At 71.7% G+C, this 12,472-nt stretch carries 13 protein-coding genes; 10 read left to right on the top strand and 3 right to left on the bottom strand.

What is annotated here, in order from left to right:
* Nucleotides 1-8: 8 nt before the first annotated feature.
* Both AMK21_RS28250 and AMK21_RS28245 read left to right on the top strand, forming a co-directional pair.
* Nucleotides 9-980, top strand: a complete 972-nt coding sequence (locus tag AMK21_RS28250) for a helix-turn-helix transcriptional regulator (RefSeq protein ID WP_073882004.1) — start codon at nt 9-11, stop codon at nt 978-980.
* 413 nt (nt 981-1,393) lie between these two features.
* On the top strand, nt 1,394-1,609 hold the full coding sequence (locus AMK21_RS28245) for an I78 family peptidase inhibitor (RefSeq protein ID WP_073882003.1): 216 nt from the start codon (nt 1,394-1,396) through the stop codon (nt 1,607-1,609).
* Nucleotides 1,610-1,741: 132 nt separating this feature from the next.
* Here AMK21_RS28245 and AMK21_RS28240 read toward each other — a convergent pair whose 3' ends face one another.
* Entirely contained in the window at nt 1,742-2,752 is a 1,011-nt protein-coding gene (locus tag AMK21_RS28240) for a phosphatase PAP2 family protein (RefSeq protein ID WP_073882002.1), read from the bottom strand.
* A gap of 462 nt (nt 2,753-3,214) precedes the next feature.
* On the opposite strand from AMK21_RS28240, the gene AMK21_RS28235 reads away from it, so the two are divergent.
* On the top strand, nt 3,215-4,978 hold the full coding sequence (locus tag AMK21_RS28235; RefSeq protein WP_073882001.1) for an MFS transporter: 1,764 nt from the start codon (nt 3,215-3,217) through the stop codon (nt 4,976-4,978).
* A gap of 105 nt (nt 4,979-5,083) precedes the next feature.
* Complete coding sequence (locus AMK21_RS28230) at nt 5,084-6,304, top strand: acyl-CoA dehydrogenase family protein (RefSeq protein ID WP_073882000.1); 1,221 nt, start codon at nt 5,084-5,086, stop codon at nt 6,302-6,304.
* 65 nt (nt 6,305-6,369) lie between these two features.
* On the opposite strand, the gene AMK21_RS28225 is transcribed toward AMK21_RS28230, so the two are convergent.
* A complete protein-coding gene (locus AMK21_RS28225) occupies nt 6,370-6,813 on the bottom strand; it encodes a cell division protein SepF (RefSeq protein WP_073881999.1) in 444 nt (147 codons plus the stop codon).
* A 311-nt stretch (nt 6,814-7,124) separates the two neighbouring features.
* On the opposite strand from AMK21_RS28225, the gene AMK21_RS28220 reads away from it, so the two are divergent.
* The 5 genes from AMK21_RS28220 to AMK21_RS28205 all read left to right on the top strand — a co-directional run bounded on the left by AMK21_RS28220 (nt 7,125) and on the right by AMK21_RS28205 (nt 11,134).
* Nucleotides 7,125-8,309, top strand: a complete 1,185-nt coding sequence (locus AMK21_RS28220; protein ID WP_073882116.1) for a DUF5685 family protein — start codon at nt 7,125-7,127, stop codon at nt 8,307-8,309.
* Nucleotides 8,297-8,425, top strand: a complete 129-nt coding sequence (locus tag AMK21_RS36735) for a hypothetical protein (RefSeq protein ID WP_267893938.1) — start codon at nt 8,297-8,299, stop codon at nt 8,423-8,425. The genes AMK21_RS28220 and AMK21_RS36735 overlap by 13 nt, the downstream gene beginning before the upstream one ends.
* Before the next feature lie 78 nt (nt 8,426-8,503).
* The gene (locus tag AMK21_RS28215) at nt 8,504-9,325 is read left to right on the top strand and encodes a DUF1684 domain-containing protein (RefSeq protein WP_073881998.1); all 822 of its coding nucleotides are present in this window, start codon (nt 8,504-8,506) and stop codon (nt 9,323-9,325) included.
* A 237-nt stretch (nt 9,326-9,562) separates the two neighbouring features.
* Nucleotides 9,563-10,462, top strand: a complete 900-nt coding sequence (locus tag AMK21_RS28210; protein ID WP_073881997.1) for a S1 family peptidase — start codon at nt 9,563-9,565, stop codon at nt 10,460-10,462.
* Nucleotides 10,463-10,654: 192 nt separating this feature from the next.
* Nucleotides 10,655-11,134 (top strand): hypothetical protein, encoded by a 480-nt coding sequence (locus AMK21_RS28205; RefSeq protein ID WP_073881996.1) that lies wholly within the window; start codon nt 10,655-10,657, stop codon nt 11,132-11,134.
* A gap of 7 nt (nt 11,135-11,141) precedes the next feature.
* Here the strand turns inward: AMK21_RS28205 and AMK21_RS28200 are convergent, their stop codons facing one another.
* A complete protein-coding gene (locus AMK21_RS28200) occupies nt 11,142-12,041 on the bottom strand; it encodes a DUF4231 domain-containing protein (protein WP_073881995.1) in 900 nt (299 codons plus the stop codon).
* 241 nt (nt 12,042-12,282) lie between these two features.
* Between AMK21_RS28200 and fxsA the strand changes: the two genes are divergently transcribed.
* Nucleotides 12,283-12,450 carry an FxSxx-COOH cyclophane-containing RiPP peptide gene (gene fxsA, locus AMK21_RS28195; RefSeq protein ID WP_073881994.1) on the top strand — a complete coding sequence of 56 codons (168 nt, stop codon included), beginning with the start codon at nt 12,283-12,285 and terminating at the stop codon, nt 12,448-12,450.
* Nucleotides 12,451-12,472: the final 22 nt, after the last annotated feature.

The following is a 12,472-nucleotide window of genomic DNA, read 5'->3' as shown; positions in this document are numbered from 1 at the left end:
TCGGCCCCATGTTGGAGACCTCGGCACGACTGCTGCGCCTGCTCTCACTGCTGCAGGCCCACCGGGACTGGTCCGGCGCCGACCTGGCCGAACGGCTCGGCGTCACCCCGCGCACCGTGCGCCGGGACGTCGACAAGCTGCGCGAGCTCGGGTACCCGGTGAACGCCAGCCCCGGCACCGGCGGCGGCTACCAGCTCGGGGCCGGGGCCGAGCTGCCGCCCCTCCTGCTCGACGACGAGGAGGCCGTCGCGGTCGCCGTGGGGCTGCGCACGGCGGCGGGCCACGGCATCGAGGGCATCGGCGAGACCTCCGTACGCGCTCTGGCCAAGCTGGAGCAGGTGCTGCCGAACCGGTTGCGGCGCCGGGTGAGCGCGCTCGGCGCCTTCACCGTGCCGATGCTGCGCGGGGCGGAGACCGACACCGTCGATCCGGCGCTCCTCACCGAGCTGGCCGCGGCCTGCCGGGACAGCGAGCGGCTCCGCTTCTCCTACCGCTCCCACGGCGGCTCGGACTCCCGCCGGACCGTGGAGCCGCACCGGCTCGTCTGCACCGAGCACCGCTGGTACCTGGTCGCCTGGGACCTGGACCGGGCGGACTGGCGGACCTTCCGGGTGGACCGGATCACCCCGACCCCGCCGCACGGCCCTCGCTTCACCCCCCGGCCGCCGCCCGCCGAGGACCTGGCCGCCTACGTCTCCCAGGGCGTCTCGGTCTCCGCCTACGCGGCGCGGGCGGTGCTCCTGCTGAAGGCTCCGGCGGAGGAGGCCGCCCGGCACATCTCGCCCTCCGCCGGGGTGCTGGAGCCAGTCGACGAGCGGACCTGCCGGCTGACCGCGGGGGCGCCCGACCTGGAGGTCCTGGTGATCCATGTGCTGCTCATGGGAATCGACTTCGAGGTGGTCGAGCCGCCCGAACTCACGGAGGTGATGACCCGGGCCCGGGACCGCCTCACGCGGGCGCTCGATGCATCCGGATCGTGAGATACCGCCTGCCGTCGGCGGAGACGGGGCCCGGGGAGAAAGTGTGAGGAAATGTAAGACAGGTATAAGGGAATATGAAATTCAGGTGTCCCGGTCATTCGGGTGACGAGCTCCCGGCGGTAAAAGCGGCAGGTCACCCCGGATGTTTCCGGAGCGTGCGCACCGGTCTCGCCGTAGGGTCGCACGAGGCGGCCGACCCTTTCGTATCCGTGCTTCCGGGCGGGCCGTTCGAGTGAATAGGCCGGGATATACGGGTGTGGGGATTCTGTGACACAAGCGTGACCGTGACGGCACGCCGGGATGCCAGGGGGGCGGCACACGGGGATGCCGGAGGACGGCACGCGGGGTTGCGGCAGCCGGCCCCGGGGGCCGGCGCCTTCCGTCCTCGTCCGCGGCCGCCTACGGTGGGGGGTATGGCCTCTCTACCGACCCCTCCCGCACAGCCGGACGACGCTCCCGAGTCGTACGTCGGCCTCGGCGCCGACATCGCCGAGCAGCAGGCGAGAAGCCGTGGCTGGGACACCGTCCGAGCGGTCCCGCCGGGCACGATCCTGACGATGGAGTTCCGTTCCGGACGGATCAACTTCCAGGTCGAGGACGCCACGGTGACCCGCTGCTGGGTCGGCTGACCCCCGCACGTCCCACCACGTCGACACGGCGAAGGCCCCGACCACTGGAACCCAAGGGTCATGGTCGGGGCCTTCGCCGTATCGACGATGTGCGTCAGGCGGCCTATCCGGTCCTGATCCGCCGGACACCCCCTAGCCGCCCGTCAGCGGGCCCGTCGGGGCCGGGCTCGCGGTGCCCCGGGAGCCGTGCTCCGGGTGCGGTTGCGGGCGGCGGGTGCCCACCGGAGCCGGCTGCGGCCGCTCCGGGTAGACGGGGGGCACGTGGTGTGCCCGCGGCCGGGCCCCGGTGGCCAGGTGCGCGGCGGGAGTGCCCGCGCCGGCCGCGAGGGCCGCGCCCTCGGCGGCGATCGACTGGGGGAGCAGCACCGGCTGCGGGACGCCCTCGGGGGCCCGTGCCGGACCGCCCGCCCTGCGCCGCTCGCGCCACTGCTCGCGCACGTCGAAGATCCAGCTCTCCGCCCGGGCGATCAGCGGCTCGAACCAGGGCAGCGCCAGCAGGATGAGCAGCCCCGCCGCCCAGCCCAGCACCACATCGCTGAGCCAGTGCGTGCCGATGTAGACGGTGGTGAGGCCGACGCCCAGCGAGACAGTGGCGGAGACCGCCGACAGGTAGCGCCTGGCCCGGGGCGTGGTGGCCAGATAGGCGAGGATTCCCCAGGTCACGACGGCGTTGGCGGTGTGTCCGGACGGAAATATATCGCCGCCGGCGAACATCTCGGCCGAGCCGATCTGCGTCGCGTAGTGCGGGCCGAGCCGCCCCAGGCCCAGCTTGACCGCGCCCACCGTCACATTGAGCAGCAGCAGCGAGGTGCCGAGGACCAGCAGCGGCCGCAGCGTGTGCTGGCGCCAGGAGCGCCAGCCCAGCCAGCAGGCGACCATCACCGCTGTCGGGCCGCGCTGGCCGAGCACGACGTAGTAGTCGAGGAAGGCGTGCAGTTCGGGCCACTGCTGGTAGGGCCGGAACAGCATGACCTTCCAGTCCAGGACCACCAGCCAGGACGTCACGAGAACGGCGAAGACGATGGCGAGATAGAACGCCATCGTCCCGCCGAAGAGGGCGGCACGGTGACGGCTCATCCGCGGTGCCACTATCTTCGGCGGTTCCGGCTCCCGGTCCAGGCGGGCAAAGATGTCGGTACGCACCCGATCGACGTTACAGCGAGTGAGTGTGAGTGCAGGCCAATCCGGGCGCTTTGTGATGACGATGTGATGTGGACTTCGTCTCGAAGCGGTTACTTTTTCCGGGCGCGGAGAAGAATCTCCGTGATCTTGAGGTCAATTCCCCCGGGGTTCCGTTCGGGAGCGTGTTTGATCTGCCGGGTATTTCGCACACAGGAATCCGCGGGAATTGATCCGGCCATTCGGGGCAGGCGCATGCCGCTCCACGGGGCCCGGCGGCGGGCGGTGCGGGGCCCACCCGCGGGACCCCTGTGGCGTACGACACACTGTGTGGCGGACCGGCGTATGAGGTGGGCCACGTGTCACCTGGCCGAACTCGCGTACGCTGACGGCTCACTCGCCCGTCGATGCCGGGCCCCCGAGGACACGACACACCACGTCCCCGCCGGTCCGCCGAGCGCGAGGAACCCATCGGGAGGTACGTAGATGTCCGGGACGACCACGGCCGGAGTCCGGCTGCGCCGAGCCGCCGACGGCGCCAACCGCTGGGTCGTCCTCGTCGTCCTCTGCCTCAGCCTGCTGGTGGTCGCCCTCGACGCGACCGTGCTCCATGTCGCGGTCCCCTCGGTCACCGAGGACCTGCGCCCGAGCGCCACCGGACTCCTGTGGATCGTCGACGCCTACCCCCTCGTCTGCGCCTCGCTGCTCATCCTCTTCGGCACGCTGGGTGACCGGATCGGCAGACGGCGGGTGCTGCTCATCGGCTATGCGCTGTTCGGCGTCGCCTCCCTGCTCGCCGCCACCGCCGACACCTCCGCCATCCTCATCGCGGCCCGCGCCCTGCTCGGCGTCGGGGGCGCGATGATCATGCCCGCGACCCTGTCGATCCTGCGCCAGGTCTTCCCCGACCGGCGCGAACGGGCCATGGCCATCGGGGTGTGGACCGCGGTCGCCGCGGTCGGCGCCGCCACCGGGCCGGTCGTCGGCGGCTTCCTGGTCGAGCACTTCTGGTGGGGCTCGGTCTTCCTGATCAACATCCCGCTGATGGCGCTCATCCTGCCGCTGGGCCGCTGGCTGCTGCCCGAGTCGCGCGGCGCCGACGACGGCCCGTGGGACGTGCTGGGCGCGCTGACCGCGGCGGCCGGAGTGCTCGGGGTCGTCCTCGGTGTCAAGAGCCTGGGTGGCGGCGCGAGCCTCATGGACCCGGTCTCGCTGGGCCCGCCGGCCCTCGGCCTCGCGCTCCTGATCCTCTTCGTACGCCGCCAGAAGCGCCGTACGTACCCGCTGATCGACATCGCCATGTTCGCCCGCCCGGCCTTCTCCACCGCCGTCGGCTGCATCGTGCTCGCCATGCTGGCCCTGGTCGGCCTCCAGCTGATCGCCGTCCAGTACCTCCAGCTGGTGCTGGGCCTCAGCCCGATGGAGACCGGGCTCCGGCTGCTCCCGCTGACCTTTGCCGCGATGGCCGCGGGCGCCACCGGCTCGTACACCCTGCGCCGGGTGGGCCCCCGCAAGATGGTCGGCTGGGGCTTCGTCCTGACGGCGTCCTCCGTGCTGCTGCTCACCTCGATGGGCCACCACGACCGGCCCGCCCTGCTGACGGTGGGCTTCGTCCTCCTCGGCTTCGGCCTCCAGTCGACGCTCTTCGGGGCGTACGAGTCGATGCTCAGCGACGCCCCCGCGGAACGGGCGGGCGGGGCCGCGGCGATAGGGGAGACCTCCTACCAGCTCGGCGCGGGCCTGGGCATCGCCCTCCTTGGCAGCGTCATGAACGCCGCCTACGCCCCCGGCCTCGCCTCCCTGCGCGACCAGGGTGTGCCCGCACGCGCGGGCGCGGAGGCCTCCCACTCGCTGGGCGAGGCCTACCAGGTGGCCGCGCAGCTCGGCGGCCCGACGGGGGAGCTGCTGCGCTCCACGGCCCGGCACGCCTTCGTCGGCGGGCTGCACGTCACGCTCTTCGTCAGCGCGGGTCTGCTGCTGCTCGGCGCGCTCGCCGCGCTGCGCCTGCCGAGGGCGATGGACTGTCCGCCCAAGGAGGTCTGCCTCCTGGGCGAGCGCCCGGCCCCCGAGCCCGGGAGCTCCGCCGGCCGCCCGGATTTCGGCCCCACGGCCGCCGAACACCCGGTCGCCGAGTCCCAGGTCCCCGCCGCCGTCCCGGCTCCCGCTCCCGAGCGTTCGGCCCCGCGCCTGAGGCTTCCCGCGCGGCGCGAACCGGCCGAGGCCACCGGCTCTGGACGAGCGGCACGCTGAGCCGTAACGTCTCCACGACGCTCTGACTACCACTGCTAGTTTTCGGAGGGCCGCGGCCGACCCCCGCCCCCCTCGGACACCGTGCGAGCCGCCGGAGGCACCCTCATGTCCAGCACCGATTCCGCGAAGCCGTCGAAGCTCCCGCCGTTCGACGCCATCGACCCCCTCGGCATCGACGATCTGCTCGGCCCCGACGACCTGGCGATCCGGGACACCGTCCGCACCTGGGCCACCGACCGGGTCCTGCCGCACATCGCCGAGTGGTACGAGAAGGGGGAGCTGCCCGGCATCCGGGAGCTGGCCCGGGAGCTCGGGGCGCTGGGCGCGCTCGGCATGTCCCTCGACGGATACGGCTGCGCCGGGGCGAGCGCCGTTCAGTACGGCCTGGCCTGCCTGGAGCTGGAGGCCGCCGACTCCGGTATCCGCTCGCTCGTCTCCGTACAGGGGTCGCTCGCCATGTACGCGATCCACCGCTTCGGCTCCGAGGAGCAGAAGCAGCGGTGGCTGCCCGGCATGGCGGCGGGCGAGATCATCGGCTGCTTCGGGCTGACCGAGCCCGATCACGGTTCCGACCCGGCCGGGATGCGGACGTACGCCAAGCGCGACGGCGAGGACTGGGTGCTCACCGGGCGCAAGATGTGGATCACCAACGGCTCGGTCGCCGGGGTGGCGATCGTGTGGGCGCAGACCGACGAGGGCGACGAGGGCCGGGGCATCCGCGGCTTCGTCGTGCCCACCGACGCCCCCGGCTTCTCGGCGCCGGAGATCCACCACAAGTGGTCGCTGCGCGCCTCGGTCACCAGCGAACTCGTCATGGACGGTGTCCGGCTCCCCGCCGACGCGGTGCTTCCGGACGCGAAGGGGCTGCGCGGCCCGCTCAGCTGTCTGAGCCACGCGCGGTACGGGATCGTCTGGGGCGCCATGGGCGCGGCGCGGGCCAGCTTCGAGTCGGCCCTCGACTACGCGAGGACCCGGGAACAGTTCGGCCGGCCGATCGGCGGCTTCCAGCTCACCCAGGCGAAGCTGGCGGACATGGCCGTGGAACTGCACAAAGGCATCCTGCTCGCCCATCATCTGGGCAGGCGCATGGACGCGGGGCGGCTCCGCCCCGAGCAGGTCAGCTTCGGCAAGCTCAACAACGTGCGGGAGGCGATCGAGATCTGCCGCACCTCGCGCACGATCCTCGGTGCCAACGGGATCTCGCTGGAGTACCCGGTGATGCGGCACGCGACGAACCTGGAGTCGGTGCTCACCTACGAGGGCACCGTCGAGATGCACCAGCTGGTGCTGGGCAAGGCGCTCACCGGTCTCGACGCCTTCCGGTGACCACGGCCGTCCGTGGGACGCGCCGACCGGAGGCGCTGACCGGAATTTTCCGGCGAGCGCCCTGCTCAGCTCTGGTTGAAGAAGCCGTCGGCCTTGCGGCCGGCGGCTTCCCCGGCGACCACCTGGGTGTCGGCCGGGGAGAGCAGGAAGACCCGGGTGGCCACCCGGTCGATCGAACCGCGCAGGCCGAAGATCAGCCCGGCGGCGAAGTCCACCACGCGCTTGGCGTCGGCGGGGTCCATGGCCGTGAGGTTGACGATCACCGGGACACCGTCCCGGAACAGCTCACCGATGGCCCGTGCGTCCCGGAAGCTGTCCGGGGTCACCGTGGCGATCCGACGGTCCTGCTCCTCGGCCGCCTCGGTGGCCACCTGCGCCCGCGGGTCGGTGACCCAGGCCTGGTTGCCTGTGCCCGTCTCCGTACCCTCGGCGTACTCGTCGTCGTAGTACCGCTCGTCGTTGTCCTCTACGAGGCCCAGCCACGCACTTGCCTTGCGCACCGATCCCATGGACGCCTCCTCTCAACCGCGGTTCCTTGGTGTTCCGCATCTCTTTCGTATCCCTATGGTCGTCCATGATGCGGATACCGCGCCAAGTGGATAGTCGCCGCACAGGTGATTCGTGACGGTACTGGTGCAGAACATGTGGCGGTTCGTCAAGGTTCCTCCTGCGTAAGGCCGGTTCTGGTGGGAAAATATGATGCTCCGGTCCGTACGGGTGACATGGGGGACGTACGGGTGAACGGATCACTCGATACGATGCACGGCGCTCGGGTGCGCGAGTGGCGCGCACCGGTCGGAACGGCTCGCGGGGGATCGGCATGTTCGGAATCGTGAGGCCCTGTACGCACCGGCTCTCCGAAGGTCTGCGGACCGAGTGGATGGCCCATCTCTGCGGCCTCTGCCTGGCCCTGAGGGCGGATCACGGGCAGTTCGCCAGGATCGTCACGAACTATGACGGTCTGATCGTCTCGGTGCTGACGGAGGCTCAGGCCGGCGCCACTCCCGCCGGGCGCCGCACCGCCGGGCCGTGCCCGCTGCGCGCCATGCGGACCGCCCCGGTCGCCATGGGGGAGGGGGCCAGGCTCGCCGCCGCCGTCTCACTCGTCCTCGCCTCCGCCAAGGTGCGCGACCACGTCGCCGACCGGGACGGGTTGTTGGCCCGGCGGCCGGTCGCGGCGGCCGCGCGGCGGGTGGCGGCGGGCTGGGACCGGGCGGGCGCCCGTACGGGGGCGGCGCTCGGCTTCGACACCGCCCTCCTGGTCGACGCGGTCGACCGGCAGACCGGCATCGAGACCCTCGCCGGGCCCGGCACCCCGCTGCTGACGGTCACCGAACCCACCGAGACGGCAACCGCGGCCGCCTTCGCGCACACCGCGGTCCTCGCCGGGAAGTTGCGGAACGCGGCCCCGCTCGCGGAGGCCGGACGTCTCTTCGGGCGGCTCGCGCATCTGCTGGACGCCGTGGAGGACCGGGAGGCTGACGCCGCGTCGGGTGCCTGGAACCCGCTCGCGGTGACCGGCACGTCGCTGACCGAGGCGCGCCGGCTCTGCGACGACGCGCTGCACGGCGTACGGCTCGCGCTGCGCGAGGTGGAGTTCACCGACGGCAAGCTCGTCCACGTGCTGCTCGCCCACGAACTGCGCCGCTCGGTCGACCGGGCGTTCGGCACGTCGTCCTGCTCGCACCGGGGGCTCGAGGTGCCGCAGGCCTCCTTCGGGCCGCCACCCGGGAACCCGTACGGCCCCACCCCCGGCGGTCCCGCCGCCCCGTCCCCGCCCCGGCCGCCACGCGAGAGGCGCGGGCTGATCGCCGGGTGCCTGGTGTGGGCCGGGCTCGCCTGCACCTGCCAGATGTGCTGCGGGACCTTCGAGGACCCCTGGAGCCGGGAGCGCCGGGATGCGCTGTGCAATGACTGCGGAGACTGCTGCGAGGCGTGCGACTGCTGCGGCCAGTGCGGCGAGGGGTGCTGCTGTTGCGGCGATTCCTGCGGGTGCGACTGCTGAGCCCGCAGGAGTCTCCGGCCCTGGGCTACTTCGGCTCGGGGCTCTTCAGCTCCGGCGGTGAGCTCTGCGACCTCTCGATCGCGGACTCGGTGGTGCCCCGCTTCTCCAGGGGCTAATCCGGACCGCGCCGACCTCCGGCTCCACGCTGCGGTCGCACCTCGGCCTGGCGGAGCCGGTGTGGAAAGGTTGATCGCATGAGCACGGACGCACAGCAGGACCAGCGGGCCGGGGAGCCGGACGCCGCACAGGAGTGGCAGGAGTGGCACGAGGGGCGCGTCCTCGCGGTCGCGGCCCCCTACGGCCCGCTCTCGCTGACCGGAACCCACTGGTTCTCCGATCACCCGGAAGGGCGAATTCCGGCCGTCCCGGGGCAGTGGCGCGAGGACGGCGACGAGGTGGTGCTGACCGCCACCGCCGAGGACGGCGTCGTGGTCGACGGCAAGCCGCTGACCGGCGAGGTCCGGCTCGGTGCGGACCGCGGCCCCATCGGCGACTCCCGGGTGGGGCAGGGTGAGCGGCGGCTGGTGGTGCTCCGCCGCGAAGGGCTCTGGGCCGTAAGGGACTTCGATCCGGCCTCACCGTCGCGGCACGCCTTCTCGACCATCGACGCGACCCCGTACGACCCGGACTGGGCGCTGTCGGGAACCTTCCGTCCCTACGCCGAGGAGCGGGCCGTACGGGTACCCAACGCCGACGGGGTCGAGCGGGGTCTCGGGCTCGGCGGGGAGATCGCCTTCACGGTGGAAGGGGACGAGCACACGCTCCAGGTGGCGGTCGAGCCGGACGGCTCGCTGTGGGCCGTCTTCGCCGACGCCACCAGCGGGAACGGCAGCTACCGCTTCCGCTTCCTGCGTCCCGGCCCGCCGGCCGGCGACGGCAGCGTGAACGTCGACTTCAACCGCGCGCTGCTGCCGCCGTGCGCCTTCGCCGATCACTTCATCTGCCCCTTCCCGCCCCCGGGCAACACCCTCACCGTGCCGGTCCCGGCGGGGGAGCGGAACCGCCTGGACGCCTGAACCCGCGTGAAGCCCAGGCGCCGGCCTCCGGCAGCCCGAGAGCTGCCGGAGGTTGGGGTGCGGGTGGGGCGCAGGTGGCCGAAAGGCATGCTTGCGCTGCCTGTCCGGACCCCTTGATACTCCCGTCAGCGATTGTCAGGGGCACGGCAATTCCGGAATCCGGACAGGCCCCCGACTGCGCCTCACGGGCCCGCCACCCCACAGGAGGGCCCCCGATTCCCCTCGGAGGAACCCGAAGTGAGGATCAAGCGCACCAACCCCCGCCGCAACCATGCGAGACGCGTCCGTACCACGGCCGTCCTCGCCGGACTCGCCGCCGTCGCGGCGTTCACCGTTCCCACCGCCAGTGCCGAACCCACCGGTACGTTCAGCGCCACCCAGCTGTCCACCGCGAGCGACGCCGTGCTCGGCGCCGACATCGCGGGCACCGCCTGGAACATCGACCCGAAGACCAACCGCCTCGTCGTCACCGTCGACAGCACGGTCACCCAGGCGGAGATCGCGCAGATCAAGAAGGCCGCGGGCGCCAACGCCTCCGCCCTCACGATCGAGCGCACGCCCGGGAAGTTCAGCAAGCTGATCTCCGGCGGCGACGCGATCTACTCCAACACCGGCCGCTGCTCGCTGGGCTTCAACGTCCGCAGCGGCTCCACCTACTACTTCCTGACCGCCGGCCACTGCACCAACGGTACGGGCACCTGGTACGCCAACTCCGCCCGCACCACCGTGCTAGGGACGGCCTCCGGCTCCAGCTTCCCGAACAACGACTACGGCATCGTGCGCTACACGAACAACACCATCCCCAAGGACGGCTCGGTCGGCGGCCAGGACATCACCAGTGCCGCCAACGCCACCGTAGGGATGGCCGTCACCCGCCGCGGCTCCACCACCGGCACCCGCAGCGGCTCGGTGACCGGCCTCAACGCCACCGTCAACTACGGCGGCGGCGATGTCGTGTACGGCATGATCCGCACCAACGTGTGCGCCGAGCCCGGCGACTCCGGCGGCCCGCTCTACTCCGGCACCCGGGCGATCGGTCTCACCTCCGGCGGCAGCGGCAACTGCTCCTCCGGCGGTACGACCTTCTTCCAGCCGGTCGTCGAGGCCCTGAACGCCTACGGCGTCAGCGTCTACTGACCGGCGCACCGGCCCACCCGACCGGCGCACCAGGCTCCCCGGCCGACGTACCGGTCGCGCCCGGCGCTGTCCGTACATACGAGCCCCCGTCCGGAATTCCGGACGGGGGCTCCCGCGCGCCCCCAGGCTCTTGAGAGGATGTCGCCACGACCGGTCGCACGGGAAGCGCCGACACCAGGGGGTTCCAGGTCCGTGAATCGCATCGGAATCACCGGTCACCGCTCCATCCCCGACGCGGCCCGGACCCACGTCCTCGCCGGTCTGCGTGCGGCCCTGTGCGGACTCGACGGTGCCACTGAGGCGCTCTCCAGCCTGGCGGTCGGCGCCGACCAGCTCTTCGCCGGCCTCGCCCTCGACTGCGGCGCCAAGCTGACGGTGGTGATCCCCAGTGGCGACTACGAGGCCTGCTTCGAGACCACCGCCGACCTGGCCCGCTACCGGCTCCTCAAGTCCCGCGCGGCCCAGGAGGTCCGGCTGGACTTCTCCCACTCAACCGACGAGGCGTACTACGCGGCCGGTGCCTACATCGCCGACCACTGCGACCTGCTGCTCGCCGTCTGGGACGGCCGCCCGGCACGGGGCCTCGGCGGCACGGGAGACATCGTGACGTACGCCCGTACGCTGGGCCGCCCGGTCACCGTCATCTGGCGGGACGGCGTGGAGCGGGGGTGACGGCCGCTCAGGTGCGGTGCCGCACCAGCCAGTCCGTGTGCTCCGGCGAGACGATCCGCTCGGTCTCGAAGACCGCCACGGGCCACTGCCGCTCGGTGAGCGTGGTCTCCATCGCGGCCTGCATCGACTCCAGGTCGTCCTCCACCAGGGAGTGGGCGGAGATCAGCGGGTGGTGGCGGCGCAGCTCGTTCCAGGCGAGACAGGCCGCCGCGGCTGCGGACAGCACCCCGGTCAGCCCGAGGGAGCGCCCCACCCCGAAGGTCTGCAGCACGCTCAGCGCCAGCGCCGGCAGGGTCAGCGCGACGACCGCCCCGGACCAGACGAGCGCGCCGCGCCGGGAGACCAGCCGCCGTCTGCGGTACCACCGCCGCTGCTCGATGAGCCGGTCCCGTACATACGTCTCCTTGCGTACGGTGAAGGCCTTGTCCCGTAACTCCCGCATGGACTCCGTGATGACCGCCCCGTCGGCGTCCGTCATCACCTCGCGCGGATCGGCCCAGCCCACCTTCCTCAGTTCCTGGAGCCCCTCCTCCAGCCGGTTGGCGAACAGCGCCTCGGGGTGCGGGGCCGCGGTCTCGAAGGGCGAACCGTGGACCGCGTAGCGCCAGCAGAGGGACTTGATGAACTCCGCTGCGGAGCGGTTGAGTTGCCAGTGCGACTTCGCCTTGCGGCGCGAGGCGAGGTAGGTCGTGAACAGGACACCCAGGTACGCCAACACGGCTGAGCCGTGGAGCAGTTGGACGGCGAGGCCGTCCTCGGCGTGCCATGGGAGCGCGGCGGGCACCGTGCCCGCCACGAGCAGTGCCAGCTGGACCCTGGTGGTGTTCACGGCCTCGCGCTGCCGGGAGACCGCGATGGCGTCCGTACGGTGGAAGAGCGCGGGCAGGTCGGCGTTCCTGAAGACCATGCTCTGAAGAGGTCCGGGAATCGCCGTCATGTTCACTCCCGTATCCCATGCAGTCGGGGTTCCGTTGTCGGAATGAAGGATTCCGGACCATTTGGAGCAGTCCCGTATGTCGCTCGGCTTACGAGGGTGCGACACGAGTTGCACACCTAGGTCATGAGAGTAAAGTCGTGCCGCCAGGCACTGCAATGGTGCAACTGCCGGTGTTGTCCCCCTGACCGGAACGAGCCCCCTGAGGACGGCCGTGAAGACCTACGAATCATCCCCTCTCTTCGCTGATGCGAAGACACGTCGTGTGCCGCTCGCCAAGATCGACATTTCCGGTGGCTCCGCCGCTCGGAAGCTTGCGCGAGTGATCCCCACGGCCGCCGGCCGCCCCCCTCGGATTTCCACCTTCAACTCGGCTCTCTGAGGCGCGCCGCACTGTCGGATTT

Source organism: Streptomyces sp. CB00316 (assembly GCF_001905595.1).
Classification (GTDB): domain Bacteria; phylum Actinomycetota; class Actinomycetes; order Streptomycetales; family Streptomycetaceae; genus Streptomyces.
This window is presented reverse-complemented; position numbering and strand designations above follow the sequence as displayed.

Excerpts from the sequence above, each read along its gene's own strand:
- AMK21_RS28245 (WP_073882003.1), top strand. The coding sequence starts at position 1,394 with ATGGCCTCTCTACCGACCCCTCCCGCACAGCCGGACGACGCTCCCGAG.
- AMK21_RS28200 (WP_073881995.1), bottom strand. The coding sequence starts at position 12,041 with ATGGTCTTCAGGAACGCCGACCTGCCCGCGCTCTTCCACCGTACGGAC.
- AMK21_RS28230 (WP_073882000.1), top strand. The coding sequence starts at position 5,084 with ATGTCCAGCACCGATTCCGCGAAGCCGTCGAAGCTCCCGCCGTTCGAC.
- AMK21_RS28225 (WP_073881999.1), bottom strand. The coding sequence starts at position 6,813 with ATGGGATCGGTGCGCAAGGCAAGTGCGTGGCTGGGCCTCGTAGAGGAC.
- AMK21_RS28235 (WP_073882001.1), top strand. The coding sequence starts at position 3,215 with ATGTCCGGGACGACCACGGCCGGAGTCCGGCTGCGCCGAGCCGCCGAC.
- AMK21_RS28220 (WP_073882116.1), top strand. The coding sequence starts at position 7,125 with ATGTTCGGAATCGTGAGGCCCTGTACGCACCGGCTCTCCGAAGGTCTG.
- AMK21_RS28250 (WP_073882004.1), top strand. The coding sequence starts at position 9 with ATGTTGGAGACCTCGGCACGACTGCTGCGCCTGCTCTCACTGCTGCAG.
- AMK21_RS28215 (WP_073881998.1), top strand. The coding sequence starts at position 8,504 with ATGAGCACGGACGCACAGCAGGACCAGCGGGCCGGGGAGCCGGACGCC.